This is a genomic window from Pseudarthrobacter sp. RHLT3-21 (assembly GCF_059383495.1).
The window spans coordinates 112,898-125,937 of record NZ_JBWZCI010000009.1 but is presented as its reverse complement, the minus strand read 5'-3'; the positions used below and the strand labels follow the sequence as shown (position 1 = coordinate 125,937).

16 protein-coding genes are annotated in these 13,040 nt (G+C 65.4%); 8 read left to right on the top strand and 8 right to left on the bottom strand.

Going from position 1 to position 13,040, the window contains the following annotated elements; all coding sequences use genetic code 11:
- Positions 1–21 precede the first annotated feature (21 nt).
- From AC50YA_RS12150 to AC50YA_RS12140, 3 genes are read right to left on the bottom strand one after another with little or no spacing between them, the layout of a single operon-like run.
- A complete protein-coding gene (locus tag AC50YA_RS12150) occupies positions 22–1,080 on the bottom strand; it encodes an NADH-quinone oxidoreductase subunit B family protein (RefSeq protein ID WP_160677615.1) in 1,059 nt (352 codons plus the stop codon).
- Positions 1,081–1,111: 31 nt separating this feature from the next.
- A complete protein-coding gene (gene hypB / locus AC50YA_RS12145; protein ID WP_494982525.1) occupies positions 1,112–1,996 on the bottom strand; it encodes a hydrogenase nickel incorporation protein HypB in 885 nt (294 codons plus the stop codon).
- A 46-nt stretch (positions 1,997–2,042) separates the two neighbouring features.
- Entirely contained in the window at positions 2,043–2,372 is a 330-nt protein-coding gene (locus AC50YA_RS12140; protein ID WP_494982524.1) for a hydrogenase maturation nickel metallochaperone HypA/HybF, read from the bottom strand.
- A gap of 138 nt (positions 2,373–2,510) precedes the next feature.
- On the opposite strand from AC50YA_RS12140, the gene AC50YA_RS12135 reads away from it, so the two are divergent.
- Together AC50YA_RS12135 and AC50YA_RS12130 are read left to right on the top strand one after the other, a co-directional pair.
- Positions 2,511–3,662 carry a HoxN/HupN/NixA family nickel/cobalt transporter gene (locus AC50YA_RS12135; protein ID WP_494982523.1) on the top strand — a complete coding sequence of 384 codons (1,152 nt, stop codon included), beginning with the start codon at positions 2,511–2,513 and terminating at the stop codon, positions 3,660–3,662.
- A gap of 68 nt (positions 3,663–3,730) precedes the next feature.
- Positions 3,731–4,036 (top strand): hypothetical protein, encoded by a 306-nt coding sequence (locus tag AC50YA_RS12130; RefSeq protein WP_494982522.1) that lies wholly within the window; start codon positions 3,731–3,733, stop codon positions 4,034–4,036.
- A 15-nt stretch (positions 4,037–4,051) separates the two neighbouring features.
- Here AC50YA_RS12130 and AC50YA_RS12125 read toward each other — a convergent pair whose 3' ends face one another.
- The 4 genes from AC50YA_RS12125 to AC50YA_RS12110 form a co-directional block, all read right to left on the bottom strand.
- Complete coding sequence (locus AC50YA_RS12125; protein WP_494982521.1) at positions 4,052–4,669, bottom strand: DedA family protein; 618 nt, start codon at positions 4,667–4,669, stop codon at positions 4,052–4,054.
- An 88-nt stretch (positions 4,670–4,757) separates the two neighbouring features.
- Entirely contained in the window at positions 4,758–5,435 is a 678-nt protein-coding gene (locus tag AC50YA_RS12120; protein ID WP_494982520.1) for a hypothetical protein, read from the bottom strand.
- A gap of 33 nt (positions 5,436–5,468) precedes the next feature.
- Complete coding sequence (locus tag AC50YA_RS12115) at positions 5,469–6,152, bottom strand: AfsR/SARP family transcriptional regulator (protein WP_494982519.1); 684 nt, start codon at positions 6,150–6,152, stop codon at positions 5,469–5,471.
- Positions 6,153–6,393: 241 nt separating this feature from the next.
- A complete protein-coding gene (locus AC50YA_RS12110; protein WP_494982518.1) occupies positions 6,394–6,648 on the bottom strand; it encodes a hypothetical protein in 255 nt (84 codons plus the stop codon).
- A 163-nt stretch (positions 6,649–6,811) separates the two neighbouring features.
- Between AC50YA_RS12110 and AC50YA_RS12105 the strand changes: the two genes are divergently transcribed.
- From AC50YA_RS12105 to AC50YA_RS12090, 4 genes are all read left to right on the top strand, one after another.
- Complete coding sequence (locus AC50YA_RS12105) at positions 6,812–7,006, top strand: hypothetical protein (protein ID WP_494982517.1); 195 nt, start codon at positions 6,812–6,814, stop codon at positions 7,004–7,006.
- Positions 7,007–7,065: 59 nt separating this feature from the next.
- Positions 7,066–7,266, top strand: a complete 201-nt coding sequence (locus AC50YA_RS12100; protein WP_494982516.1) for a hypothetical protein — start codon at positions 7,066–7,068, stop codon at positions 7,264–7,266.
- A 106-nt stretch (positions 7,267–7,372) separates the two neighbouring features.
- Positions 7,373–9,808: a MinD/ParA family ATP-binding protein gene (locus AC50YA_RS12095; protein ID WP_494982515.1), complete on the top strand. Its 2,436-nt coding sequence runs from the start codon at positions 7,373–7,375 to the stop codon at positions 9,806–9,808.
- A 30-nt stretch (positions 9,809–9,838) separates the two neighbouring features.
- A complete protein-coding gene (locus tag AC50YA_RS12090) occupies positions 9,839–10,369 on the top strand; it encodes an O-acetyl-ADP-ribose deacetylase (RefSeq protein ID WP_494982514.1) in 531 nt (176 codons plus the stop codon).
- On the opposite strand, the gene AC50YA_RS12085 is transcribed toward AC50YA_RS12090, so the two are convergent.
- Entirely contained in the window at positions 10,341–11,324 is a 984-nt protein-coding gene (locus tag AC50YA_RS12085; RefSeq protein WP_494982590.1) for an RluA family pseudouridine synthase, read from the bottom strand. The two genes, AC50YA_RS12090 and AC50YA_RS12085, sit on opposite strands and share 29 nt — an antisense overlap.
- Before the next feature lie 245 nt (positions 11,325–11,569).
- Here AC50YA_RS12085 and AC50YA_RS12080 point away from each other — a divergent pair, with 245 nt between their 5' ends.
- Positions 11,570–12,352 carry a helix-turn-helix domain-containing protein gene (locus AC50YA_RS12080; protein ID WP_494982513.1) on the top strand — a complete coding sequence of 261 codons (783 nt, stop codon included), beginning with the start codon at positions 11,570–11,572 and terminating at the stop codon, positions 12,350–12,352.
- Positions 12,345–13,037, top strand: a complete 693-nt coding sequence (locus tag AC50YA_RS12075) for an SRPBCC family protein (protein ID WP_494982512.1) — start codon at positions 12,345–12,347, stop codon at positions 13,035–13,037. The genes AC50YA_RS12080 and AC50YA_RS12075 overlap by 8 nt, the downstream gene beginning before the upstream one ends.
- The last annotated feature ends 3 nt before the right edge of the window (positions 13,038–13,040 follow it).

The window sequence follows — 13,040 nt, the reverse complement described above, 5'->3', positions numbered from 1 at the left end:
CACCTGTCTGGAATGGGATGGTTACCAGGTGCGCTGTGCGCCGGTAAGGAGCTCGCGTCCGGGCCGGCGCCACTTGGGCTCCTGGTCCAGCGTGTGGGTGGTGATGCCGCGCAACGCCCTGATGGCGGCCCCGTACGGGCGGATGGTGCTCGTGGAGAGCTTGCCGCCGGGAGGCTCGTCCATAAACGGCATGAACTTGTCCGGGAAGCCCGGCATGGTGCAGCCGATGCAGATGCCGCCCACGTTCGGGCAGCCGCCGATGCCGTTCATCCAGCCACGCTTGGGTACGTTGCACTTGACCACCGGGCCCCAGCAGCCAAGCTTGACGATGCACTTGGGGGAGCCGTATTCGGTGGCAAAATCGCCCTGCTCGTAGTAGCCGGCCCGGTCGCAGCCCTCGTGGACTGTCTTACCGAACAGCCAGGTGGGCCGCAGCGCGTCGTCCAGCGGGATCATCGGGGCCTGGCCGGTGGCCTGGTACAGGAGGTAGGTCATGGTTTCGGAGAGATTGTCTGGCTGGATGGGGCAGCCGGGCACGCAGACGATGGGGATGCCTGCCTTGGATTTCCAGTCGTAGCCGAGGTAGTCCGGGACGCCCATGGCGCCGGTGGGGTTACCCGCCATGGCATGGATGCCGCCGTACGTTGCGCAAGTGCCTGCGGCGATGATGGCCGTGGCTTTGGGTGCCAGGCGGTCCAGCCACTCGCTGGTGGTGATCGGCTGGCCGGTCTCGAGGTCGTTGCCGAACCCGCACCAGTAACCGCCTGGATCGTGGAGCTTCTCGTTGGGGATGGACCCCTCAACCACCAGGACGAACGGTTCAAGCTCGCCGCGGTCCGCTTTCCGGAACCATTCCAGGAAGTCGTCCGCCCCTTCCTGGGGGCCGCACTCAAAGTCGATCAGGGGCCAGTGCATGGCAATCCGGGGCAGTCCGGGCAGTGCGCCGAGCGCGATCTCCTCCACGCTGGGCTGGGTGGCCGCTGTCAGGGCAACGGAATCGCCGTCGCAGCTCAGCCCTGCGTTGATCCAGAGCACGTGAATCAGGGTTTCTTCGGCTCTGAGGGAAGTTTCGGTAGGCATCGTTGCCTCTTTCCGCAGCCCATGAGGGGGCTCAGTGTGCGTCTGTCAGGGACTCTTCCGGAGGCCCTGACAAAGACCCTGCGAGGGTCTCTGTCCGGGAGGGGCGGCCGTCCAGCCAGTCGTACCAGGCGGTAATGCCGTCGCCGGTAGTGGCCGAGAGGACCAGGAATTGTGCGTGCGCGTTCAGGCGACGGATGCGGCGAACGCATTCGTCGACGTCGAACTCGACGTAGGGGAGCAGGTCTGACTTGTTGATGATCACCAGGTCAGCTGCGATGAACATGTGCGGGTACTTCTGCGGTTTGTCATCACCTTCCGTCACTGAGACGACTACTACTTTCGCTGCTTCGCCCAGATCAAACAGGGCGGGGCAAACGAGGTTTCCCACGTTCTCGATAAACACCGTGGAACCCATCGGGGGATCGAGCGCGTCGAGTCCGCGGCGGAGCATATCGGCGTCCAGGTGGCAGCCCGCTCCTGTGTTGATCTGCACCACGGGCCGGCCGGCTTTGCGGATGCGCTCGGCGTCGAGGGAGGTTTCCTGGTCCCCTTCAATGACGCCGGCCTGCAGCCGGTCGCCCAGTTCCGTGAGCGTCCGCACCAGGAGCGTGGTCTTGCCGGCGCCGGGGGAGCTCATCATGTTCAGGGCCCGGACCTTCCGTCCGGCGAGCCAGCCGCGGTTCCGTTCCGCGAGGAGGTCGTTCTTGGCCAGCAGGTTCTGTTCCAGCGGGATGAGTTCCGGGGTGTGCATGTGACCGTCGGCGTCGGCGTGGGGGTGGTCGTGGTCATGCTGGTGGGGGTGCGCGTGGTCGTGGGAATGGTCGTGGCTGTGGGTGTGCCCGTCATGCGTGTGCGCGTGCCCAGGTTCGTGGGAATGCTCATACGCCTGCGCCCCCGGCACTTCCAACGAGTACACCCGGGGGGCGGCTTCATCGCCACAGCCGCACGTTGCACACATTTCGCTACGCCACCTCCACCGAAACGAGGTTGAGTTCCCGCCCGCTGACCACTGCGACGTCGGCGCTGCCGCAGGGACACAGGAGGAACACGTCGGTCATCACGAAGTCGGCACCGCACTCGCGGCAATGCCCACGGGCCTGCGGCTCGTCAATCTTCAGCCTCGCCCCCGCCAAGGTGGTTCCCGCTGAAGCCACATCAAAACAGAAACGGAGGGCGTCTGGAAGCACGCCTGACAACGGCCCGATCCGAAGGTTGACACCCGTGACTGCCCTGCCGCCGGTCCTGTCCAGTACCGCGTCAATGAGGCTTTGTACGATAGAGAGTTCGTGCATGGTGGTGCCCCCTCCCTGTCAAGATAGGCTTGTCCCGGGTTAAACGCAACCATTCAATTTGACAGCTGCGGATGCGTCGGCTATGGGCGTATAGTCATCCCATTATTCTGCAATGACGCGGAAGCCGGAGGCTCGACAATGCAGCAACCGGAAGCGGGAGGCAACACGCCGCCGCAGGCCAGGACCGGACGGTCCGGGAACGCGCTGACCGGCCGGGAACGGGCATCCATCGGTGGAATGGCGGCCGTTGTGTTGCTCCTGCATGCTGTGGGCTGGGGCGTGCTGCTGGCTGTTGTGGCAGCGGAAAACCTTCCGCCGGGCTCCTCCGGCGTTTTCGGCGTTGGCCTCGGCGTTGCCGCCTATACGCTGGGGCTCCGCCACGCGTTCGACGCCGACCACATCGCCGCCATCGACAACACCACGCGGAAACTCGCGGGTGATGGGCACCCGGGCAACAGGCACAGGCCGATGACGGTGGGCTTCTGGTTCTCCCTGGGCCACTCGAGCATCGTCTTTGGCCTGTGTGCTTTGCTGGCGGCCGGAATCCGGAGCCTGTCGGACCATGGCGGGGTGGTTTCGGGCGAAACGGAGGCGGGCCTGCAGGTCGTCGGGACGGCAGTCTCGGGCGTTTTTCTGTACCTCATCGGTGTCCTGAACCTGGTGATCCTCCTGGAGGTGCTCCGGTCGGCGCGGCGGCTGCGGTCCAGCCAGGACAACGGCGCCGGCCTGGAAATCCAGCCTGCCGCCGGTGGCCTGATGACGCGGCTCTTCGGCCGCTTGACGGGACTGATCACCAAGCCCCGGCAGATGTATGGCGTGGGGCTGCTGTTCGGGTTGGGGTTCGACACCGCGACGGAGGTGAGCCTCCTGATCCTGGCCGCCGGTGCCGCTGCTTCGGCCCTGCCCTGGTACGCGATCCTCACGCTGCCGGTTCTCTTCGCGGCGGGCATGAGCCTGCTGGACTCGCTCGACGGCTGCTTTATGACTATCGCCTACCGCTGGGCGCTTTCCAGACCGGTCCGCAGGATCTATTACAACGTGGTGGTGACCGGACTGTCCGTGGCAGTTGCGCTGGGCGTCGGCTCCGTGCAGCTGATTTCCCTCCTGGTGGACAGCGCCGGAATCCGGTCCGGGCCGCTGGCTGTGATCGGCGGACTCGACCTCGCAGCCGTCGGATACACCACGGTGGCGCTGTTCATCTTCACCTGGCTCCTTGCCTTGGGCGTGTGGCGTTTCGGCCATATCGAAGAGCGCTGGTCAGTGCCCGTCCCGGAGGGCGGCCCGGAGTAGCAGGACCGGCAGCGGGACCAGCGGCGGGACCAGACAGGCCAGCGGGCGGCCGGGATAGGGTTGAAGGCATGCCTTCGTTCCAGACCCGCCTGAAAATCACCGGACTGAAGCCTGGCAACCCGCCGGAAGCCGTGATGGCAGCGGCTGTCGAGGCGTTGGAGACCCGTCACCATGTGGAATCCAACCAGATCGAACTTGCCGCCGGCGTCCCGCAGCTGAACCTCCGCTTCCTCGTGGAGGCGACCGAATACAGCGGTGAGAACCAGCAGGCGCGCGAATCGGCAGCGATGATGCGTGACGCCGTCGAACTTGTTGCGCTCACCGGCTCACTGACGGTGCTCCGCCGCAACCGCGGCCGCTGGGCGCCTGTCTAGCTCACTCGCCCGAGCTCACTCGCCGGGGGCGGGCTCGTCCACGGGTGAGCGGGTGCCGCGCCGGCGGGTGACAATGATGCCGACGACGACGCCGATCACCAGGCCCAGCACCACACCGATCAGCGAACTCGCCCAGAACGGCAGCTTGGTTGCCGATCCCGTGAAGTAGCCCAGGCCCACCAGCCAACTGGCCCAGAGGACCGCGCCGAGGCCGGCGCACAGGCTGAAACCCCGGGCGGAAACGTCGGCGATGCCGGAAGCCGCCGACGTCGCCAGCCGCCCGCCGGGGATGAAGCGGGCGCCGATGATGGTCCCGTAGGTGGAGGAGCGGCCGGCCTTGGCGATGGCATCATGGATGCCGTGGTGGACCTTCCGGCCCCAACGCCACCGGTCCAGAATATGGCTCAGCCGGCGTTTGAAGAGCTGGAACACCACCATGTCGCCGACCCAGGACGCCACCGCGGACAGTGCTCCCACCAGGAACACGTTGGCCCGGCCGTCGGCCGAGAGGGCGCCGCCGGTGATCACCACCATCTCTGACGGGATGGGCGGGAAGATGGCATCGCCGAGGACCACGGGGATGATCCAGAAATAGATCGCCGCCCCCCAGCTGTCGGCGTTGCCAAAGTCCATGGCCACAAAGTACCGCACTTTTGCGCGGCAGCATGGCCTGAGCCAGCCGGCGGCACGGACTTGCCCGGCGTTGGGTTCAGCGAGTGCTTCAGTACACGGCGCCGATGTTCCGACGGCGTGGCGGTGGGGCTCCTCCGGGAACTTTCCTGGGAACGTGGCTGAGGTGCCGGGCCGCCAGGAAATACCAGTACGGCCAGGCGACCCACGCGGTGGCACCTGCGGCTATTCCCGCCCCGCCGATGCCCCAGCGGATCCAGACCGGCGCCTGTTCCAGCGCCGTCAGCGCCGCCAAGGGCAACGCCACCATTAAGGCGCCGCCAATGAACTGTCCCAGTTTCGCGAGATCCCGGGGGTAGCCGCCCGTCTTGAGCAGTGCCCGGTGGGCCAGCAGGAACCAGCCGGCCTGGACCATCATTGCGCCCACCGAGATGCCGGTGGACACATTGAAATCGAGCTTCTTCGCGACGAGGAGGAAAGAGCTTGCCGATCCTGCGCCGCTGGCCGCGATCACCAGCCACTTGGCGGCCTCGGAGCCGGGTGTGCGGCGCAGCCGCCGGTGGACCTGGATAATCACCGGGATGATCGCAAGATGGAAGATGCCGCCGGTGGCATCGTTGATGGTGCCGAAGATGTAGGGTCCGTTCTTTGGTACCTCGATGGCGTACATGGCGCCCAGTGTTGCCACCCCCACCACGCCCAGGCCCGCGGCCGCGTAGGCGAACTTGGCCGCCGCGCGGTCTCCGGGGATTTCGATGAGGGCATCCATGATGCTTCCTCGCCTTCTACAAATAGTCAGGCACTAGTGCGGGTGGAATGCCGAGACAAGCTCGCTTAGCTGGCTTGAGGGCTGGACGCCGAGTTCGACTTCCAGCCGGCTGGCAAACATCGTGTAGGCGCGGACCGCGGCGGCTCGGTTCCCGGCGGCCAGATGGGCCTGGACCAGCAGCAGATGGGCCGATTCCCTCAGCGGTTCGATGCTCGCCGCGGAGATCGCCGCGATGACGGCACTGCCGGGTTCACCCGCGGCCAGCTGTTGCCGGGCAATGAGCTCCAGAGTGCTGAGGCGCATTTGCCGCAGCCGTTCCTGTTCGAAGATCACCCAGTCGTCATACCAGCCGGGCAGAAGCTCGGCCCGGCTCAGGTGGTCCAGGTAGCTGTCCGGAATCTGTGCTTCAGGCTGTGCCTGCATTCTGGCGACGTGTCGCTGCAGTGCTGCGACATCCACGCGGACCGATTGGTCCAGCTCCAGCGTGTCCGCCCCGGCTTGTAGGAGGTGCGGGAACGCGTGGGAGATGCACCAGACGGTGGTGCGGAGATTCCCTGCAGCCTGCGTTTCGCTGCTCTTCGGCCACAGCAGGCCAGCCAGAAAACTCCGGTGGCGGCAACCTAGAAGCCCGACACAGGCGATAAGCCTCTGCTCACGGCTGGCCACCGTCACTGGATTATTGCCGCGGCGCAACCGCCAAGCCCCCAGCAAACTCAAGTGCCAATCCTGTGCGAGAGCCACCGTCATGCCTATCCCCTTCAAGCGACCGGACAACACGCGATACCCCAGATAACCATCGTGGCACTGCGACGCATCATGTCAAGTCAATTTAGTTACAGGGGATTTTGGGGGTTTAGATACCGGGAATAAGTCCACATACTGGTCAATCAACATGGCGCCGGTTGTCATTCAGGAAGGTCTCGCCAGCATCAACTCAGCCGAAAAGGAATCTGCAGGGTCAGGCGCTGGCAGTGGCTTCCGAGGCTTTCAGCAAATCGAGCCAACGCTGCACAGCCACGATGATTTCTTCGGCATCACCGGCCGCTTCCACAACTTCCCGCTCCTGGCCCGGATGACTGGAGATCAGGCGTGCCCGAATCCGGTTGTTTTGGGCTGGTTCCGCCCACGCGCGGATGACCATCGTGCCTTCAATGTCCGCCATGAGCGGGCGCCCTGCTTTCCTTGTCTGCAATTCGCAATCATCCCCGAACATTACTGCCCGGTAAGACCATCCTAGACATAGATTATTCGGCGCCCAAGTCAAAAGGTGTCACGTCATAGTTTCACGGAACAACGCAAAAATAACACCGCAGTAACGAAGCTGCCACGGGGTTCCGCGTTGACTGATCGGGAGACTTCGAAAGGGGGTGATTGACATGATGAAGGAACTCACAATTCAGGAACTGGAAGGTCAGCAGGTGGAGCTGTTGCCCTCACGGGAAACCCTGTTTCTGGACACCAACTGGGCAGGCGTTTACGCGACCAACACCTCTCTCGCACTGAATGCCGGCTCATTGTTCGCAACGGCAAACAGCGCCGCCGTTCAAACAATCCTTGTAGCCCAGGGTTAGTCCGCCAACTATCTGAAATCTGGACCCCGGGAATGCCCGGGGGAGAGAGGTGAGGTGCTATGACGGCATCAACCGAGCTATCACCGGTGGAACTCGACGCCGAAGTTTTGGAACTGCTACCCATGCGGGAAACGCTGTTCTTCAACATCAACGTCGCTCCCGTAATCGCTGTGAATCTTTCGATGGCCATTAATGCGGCCTCAATCGGATCCGTTGCGAACTCGGGCGCCTGGCAGAACCTGCTGGTAGTACAACCGTAGGCCTGCAGGATCGCTAACCTGGTGGACATGCTCCAATGCCGGGGCATGTCCGCCGTACCTGGTGGCTCAGCCTCTTCGTGGCGAAAGTGACAGCTTGGTGGGGAAAGTGACAACAGCACCCGATGCCGCATTTGTCCGTCGCTGGTCCCCTGCGCCCGGGATTGTTTTCCTTGGCCCGGTTGAAGGCTCGGGACTTAAGGATCGCAGCTACCTGCTGCAGCGCGGAGACGGGCAGATTGTGCAGCTTTCGGAGTTGCTCCATCTGGTGATGGTCTCCATCTCGGCAGAGAAATCCCTCGAAGACACGGCGCATGACATCAGCGAGGCCTACGGCCGTGAGCTGGGCGTGAGTGGGCTCCTCCACCTCATCGACAGCAGGCTGGCGCCGATAGGCCTGGTCCACAACGCCGGGGCCGACGCGGCCGACACTCCGACCCCGCCGAAGGCAGACCCGTTGCTGGCACTGCGGCTACGGGGAACGCTCGTTCCGGAACATGCAGTCAACGCGTTGGCCCGGATCCTGGCCCCGCTGTATTGGGGTCCGGTGGTGGTGACTGTCCTGCTGGTTTTGGCCGCCGTCGACATCCTGGTGATTGCCAGAAGTGATTTTAGGGCTTCCCTGGAACAAATACTGCTCACCCCGGCGCTGCTCCTGGGCATCTTCGTGCTCCTGACGGCGGCGGCAGTAGTCCACGAACTGGGTCATGCCACAGCGTGCCGGTATGGCGGCGCCAGGCCCGGCGTGATCGGCGTCGGCGTTTATCTGGTTTTTCCCGCATTCTTCACCAATGTCACCGACTCCTACCGGCTGGGCCGGGCGGGCAGGATCCGCACGGATCTTGGTGGACTGTACTTCAACTGTCTCTGCCTGATCGGATTGGGTGGGGCGTACCTGCTGACGGGGCAGGGGTTCTTCCTGCTGGCGGCGGGATTGATGCATTTCCAGATGATCCAGCAGCTGGTGCCGACACTGCGCTTCGACGGCTATTTCGTGCTGGCCGACATCGCCGGCGTCCCGGACCTGTTTAACCGCATCCGCCCGGTTCTGCTCAGCCTCATACCCGGCCGCCCCCTCGATCCGCGCGTTGGTGAGCTGCGTCCATTTGCCCGCCGCATCGTGACCGCCTGGGTTGTCACGGCCGTACCGCTCCTGGTCCTGGCGCTCGGTTGGATGTTGCTGAACCTGCCCATGATCATCGAGCAGACCGCCACTGCCATCCGGCAGCACGCGGGGCTCGCCGGTGACGCCATCGCTGCCGGCGACCCGACCGCCGCGGCGCTCTCCATATTGTCCATCCTGATGTTGTCCCTGCCGGTGATCGGCCTGGCTATCTTGCTGTACCGGCTGCTGTCGGTTGTCATCTCCTTGCTTCGGCGCCTCGGCAAGCGCGCGTGGAGCACGACGGCGGAGCAAGCCGGAGTGCCTCGGCACCTCCGGGCAGGGACGCCACAGACGGGGAAGCCACTACAGAAAGGAAGGTCCGCCATGGCTATCGCAGTCCCTCCCGCGGCCATGCCCGACGACAACGTCCCCCAGGCGCCATTACGTGCTCCGGCGCATTTTCAAGCTCCCGCGTATTTTCCGGCTCCGGCAGCCATCCCCGACGACGTCCCCACCCTCCAGGATTTCCTCGCCGACAGGCCCACGCAGCCGGCCCCGCTCGCCGAAGCGGGCTGGCAGGGTGCCGTCCGCCGGCTCAGCCGCAATTCCCTAAGCCTGGGTCCCGGACGGCGGGAACTCGCCCACCTGGACGCCGTCGAAGAGGTTCAGCGGCGCCTGGAAGGCCCCCGGACCGTCGTCGTAGTTAACCCCAAGGGCGGCGCCCACAAGACCACGGCGACTCTGCTCCTGGCTGCGACGCTGGGCATCCAGCGCGGCGGGTACACGCTCGCCTGGGACAACAATGAAACGCGCGGAACCATGGGGTGGCGGGCGCCGCTGGCCGGGCACGCCGGCACGGCCGTTGACCTGATGCAGGAAGTGGACCGCTTCGAAGACCCTGTCCTGGGGCGGATCGGGGACCTTGACCGCTTTGTGCGCTACCAGGGATCCACGCAGTTTGACGTGTTGGCCTCGGACGAGGACGCGGCGGGGGCTGCCACCATCGGCAGCCGTGAATTCGATCGGCTCCACACGGCGCTGCGCCGGTTCTACCGGATCATCATGGTTGATACCGGAAACAATATGCGGTCCTCGAACTGGGAAGCGGCGGTGGCGGCGGCGGACGAGCTGGTCATCGTTTCCACTGTGCGGGAAGACACCGTGGCCAGCGCCGTCTGGCTGGTGGACGGGCTGCGTGAACGCGGCTACGAGGACAAAGTCCGCAACGCGGTGACCCTGCTTGCCGCGCCGTCCCTGAAGACCGATCTGCAGCTTCATGACAGGACCCGGACCCACTTCGAATCCCTGACACGGGAAGTCCTCGATGTGCCGTATGACAAGTCCCTCGTCTCCGGCGGACCGCTCAACTACCAGGCGCTGCTGCCGACGACCCGCGAGGCCTGGTTGCGTGCCTCGGCTGCCGTGATGCGGGGCCTTTGAGCCGCACCGCGTAAGTGGGAAACTGGCGGCATGCGGATCACCATCCTCCAAGGCGATATCACCACCCGCACCGCGGATGCGATCGTGAACGCGGCCAACTCCTCACTCCTGGGCGGCGGCGGTGTGGACGGGGCCATCCACCGTGCTGCCGGGCCGGAGCTGCTGGCCGCCTGCCGCAAACTGCGCGACACGGACCTGCCGCACGGGCTGGCACCGGGAGCCGCCGTCGCCACTCCCGGATTCCGGCTCCCGGCGCGCTGGGTCATCCACACCGTTGGGCCCAACCGGCACGCCGGGCAGACCAACCCGGCCCTGCTGGTGTCCTGCTTCAGCGAAAGCCTGCGGCTGGCGGATTCGCTGGGCGCGGTGTCCCTCGCGTTCCCCGCGGTGGGCGGCGGAGTTTACGGCTGGCACGGGCGCCAGGTGGCGGAGGCCGCGTACGACGCCGTCACAGGGTTTGGTGCCGCACATCCGGCCAGCGCGCTCGAGTCGGTGGAGTTTGTGCTGTTCGGCCCTGAGATGGAGCAGGCCTTCAAGACCGTGTTTGAGCAGCCTCGCTGAGGGTTAGCCCGCTGCGGTACTCCACGGGCTTTTTGCTGATGGGGTCCACAAAACGGATGCCGCGGGCCAGAAGCTGCAGCGGCTTGGTGTAGTCGTCCGGGGCCTTGTCCAGAAGATCCGGATAAAACGCGTCGTTCACGATGCCCAGGCCTAGCGAAGCCATGTGCACCCTCAGCTGGTGCGTCTTTCCGGAGTGCGGCTCCAGCCGGTACCGCGCCAGGCGGGCCGTACTACCCGGGTCCGCGTCGCCGGTGCCAGCGGGACCCGCTGAAGCGCCGCCGTCGAACGTTTCCAGGCGTTCAATCCGGGTCTCCGCGTTCGGCTCGCCCTCAATGACTTCGGCCAGCAGGTAGCTGCGGGATTTGGTCATCCGGTTCCGGACCACCACGGGGAAGCCGACGGCGGGGTGTCCGGCGGCGGGCTCCGCGGCGGACACACACTCGTATTCCTTCTGCACCTGCCGCTTCTCGAAGAGCACCTGGTAATTTCCGCGGGTTTCCGGGTTGGTGGACAGCAGCAGCACGCCGGCGGTCATCCGGTCCAGGCGGTGCATGGGGATCAGGTCCGGCAGGTTGAGCTGGTTCCGGAGCCGGACCAGGGCCGATTCCTGGATATAGGTGCCGCCGGGGGTGGTGGGCAGGAAGTGCGGCTTGTCCACCGCAAGGAGGTGGTCGTCCTGGTGCAGGATGCTGATTTCCACCGGGATGCGGGTCTCCGGCGGCAATGAGCGGTAGTACCAGATGAAGGTGTGGTCCTCGAGCCTGGTGGCCCGGTCCAGTGCGATGCCGCCCTCGCCCACGATCTCGCCGGCGTCGAACCTGTCCTCGATGCCCTGCGGATCAATGTGGCCCCAGCGGTGCATCATGTAGTCCATCGCGGTGGTCCACGGCCCCTCGTCCGGGAGGCGCAGGCGGGTGGCATTGACGCCGTCGCGCACAGGGAGGGGGGATTGCATCACCGGTCCATTCTACTTTGCCGGCTCCTGCGGCCCTGCCCGGTGTCCGTTTCGACGGTTCCCTGCACGCTCGACGTCCAGCAGCGCCGTCGATCCAGCAGGGAACCGTCGAGCCGGAGCGCCAGTCGCCGGAACGCAGCCCTGTCGCCGGAGCGTTCCGGCGACCCCGACGCTTTCGGGCGATCCCAGCGCCGACGGAAAAAAAGTTCTTGACAATAAAAGTTGTCGGTTGGCATGATGGAAGCATGTTGGACATCGAAGTGATCGAGGACCCGGCCGCGGCGGAAGCGTCGCTGGACCCGATCCGGATGCGCATCCTCCAGGAGCTCGCCGAGCCGGGGTCGGCCACGCAGCTGGCCGCCAAAGTGGGCCTGCCGCGGCAGAAGGTCAACTACCACCTCAAGGCTCTCGAGCGGCATGGGCTGGTGGAACTTGTGGAGGAGCGGCGAAAGGGGAACGTCACCGAGCGCGTCCTCCAGGCGACGGCGGCCTCGTACCTGATTTCGCCGGTGGCCCTCGCATCCGTTGCGCCGGATCCGCACCGGTTCTCGGATCGGTTCTCGGCCTTCTGGCTGCTGGCGCTCGCCGGGCGGATGGTCCAGGAGGTGGGCAAGCTGATCGCCGGAGCGGCCGCCGCCAGGCAGACGCTGGCCACATTCGCGATCGACGGCGAAATCACCTTCCGGACGGCGGCGGACCGGGCCGCGTTTGCCGAGGAGCTCGGCGTTGCCGTGACCCGCCTGGTGGACAAATATCACGACGGCGGTGCGGTCGCCGGCCCGGGCGGCACCCAATCGGGCGGCACCCAATCGGGCGGCACCCAATCGGGCGGCACCCAATCGGGCGGCACCCAATCGGGCGGCACCCAATCGGGCGGCACCCAATCGGGCGGCACCCACCCCGGCGGATCTTCCCCAAGTGGCACTTCTGCGGGCGGCGGACGGAAGCACCGGCTCGTCGTCGCCCTTCACCCCGTTCTCAAAACCCCCATCAAACCCCTTTCAGCGAAGGAGCAGGACAATGACTGACAACCGTGAATTTGAGATCGTCTACGACGCCGAACTGCCCGGCACACCCGAGCGCGTCTGGGAAGCCGTGACCAGTGGAACGCCGGCGTGGATGTTCCCCACAGACCAGTGGCCGGACGTCAAGACTGTGCAGGAGTACCCCACGCATCTCGTCTCCCGGATGGACGGGCCGGATGGCTGGTTCAACCAGCTGGAGCACGTTCTGGAACCGCTCGGCGGCGGCCGCGCCCGGCTGCACTATGTCCACAGCGGGATTTTCGCGGACAACTGGGATGAGCAGTACGACGGCGCCAGCCGCCACACCGAGTTCTACCTCCACACGCTGGGCCAGTATCTGCAGCATTTCGACGGCAAATCGGTGGTGTTCACGGACATCCAGTCTCCCGCGGCCTCGCAGACCCCGGACGGTTTTGAACGCCTGAAGAAGGCGCTGGGCGTGGACTCTGCCGAGCGGGGTTCTGTGGTTGAGCTGGAGCTCGACGGCGTGGGGCGGCTGACCGGGGAAGTGGACTTCTCCAACGAGCACTTCCTGGGCCTGCGGACGTCGGAGGCGATGTACCGGTTCTTCGGCCGCAACGCCTTTGGTGCTCCGGTGGGCATGACGGTCCACGATTTCAGTGGCAGCGGTGACTCTTCAGCGACCGCCGAGGCCTGGGGCGGCTTCCTCGAAGAGGTCTACACGTAGAGG

What these genes read in the sequence shown, in the direction of transcription:
- AC50YA_RS12120 (WP_494982520.1), bottom strand. Translation starts at nt 5,435, where the DNA reads ATGGATGCCCTCATCGAAATCCCCGGAGACCGCGCGGCGGCCAAGTTC.
- AC50YA_RS12150 (WP_160677615.1), bottom strand. Translation starts at nt 1,080, where the DNA reads ATGCCTACCGAAACTTCCCTCAGAGCCGAAGAAACCCTGATTCACGTG.
- AC50YA_RS12085 (WP_494982590.1), bottom strand. Translation starts at nt 11,324, where the DNA reads ATGCAATCCCCCCTCCCTGTGCGCGACGGCGTCAATGCCACCCGCCTG.
- AC50YA_RS12110 (WP_494982518.1), bottom strand. Translation starts at nt 6,648, where the DNA reads ATGTTCGGGGATGATTGCGAATTGCAGACAAGGAAAGCAGGGCGCCCG.
- AC50YA_RS12135 (WP_494982523.1), top strand. Translation starts at nt 2,511, where the DNA reads ATGCAGCAACCGGAAGCGGGAGGCAACACGCCGCCGCAGGCCAGGACC.
- AC50YA_RS12075 (WP_494982512.1), top strand. Translation starts at nt 12,345, where the DNA reads ATGACTGACAACCGTGAATTTGAGATCGTCTACGACGCCGAACTGCCC.
- AC50YA_RS12100 (WP_494982516.1), top strand. Translation starts at nt 7,066, where the DNA reads ATGACGGCATCAACCGAGCTATCACCGGTGGAACTCGACGCCGAAGTT.
- AC50YA_RS12125 (WP_494982521.1), bottom strand. Translation starts at nt 4,669, where the DNA reads ATGGACTTTGGCAACGCCGACAGCTGGGGGGCGGCGATCTATTTCTGG.
- AC50YA_RS12130 (WP_494982522.1), top strand. Translation starts at nt 3,731, where the DNA reads ATGCCTTCGTTCCAGACCCGCCTGAAAATCACCGGACTGAAGCCTGGC.
- AC50YA_RS12080 (WP_494982513.1), top strand. Translation starts at nt 11,570, where the DNA reads ATGTTGGACATCGAAGTGATCGAGGACCCGGCCGCGGCGGAAGCGTCG.
- AC50YA_RS12090 (WP_494982514.1), top strand. Translation starts at nt 9,839, where the DNA reads ATGCGGATCACCATCCTCCAAGGCGATATCACCACCCGCACCGCGGAT.
- AC50YA_RS12105 (WP_494982517.1), top strand. Translation starts at nt 6,812, where the DNA reads ATGATGAAGGAACTCACAATTCAGGAACTGGAAGGTCAGCAGGTGGAG.
- AC50YA_RS12140 (WP_494982524.1), bottom strand. Translation starts at nt 2,372, where the DNA reads ATGCACGAACTCTCTATCGTACAAAGCCTCATTGACGCGGTACTGGAC.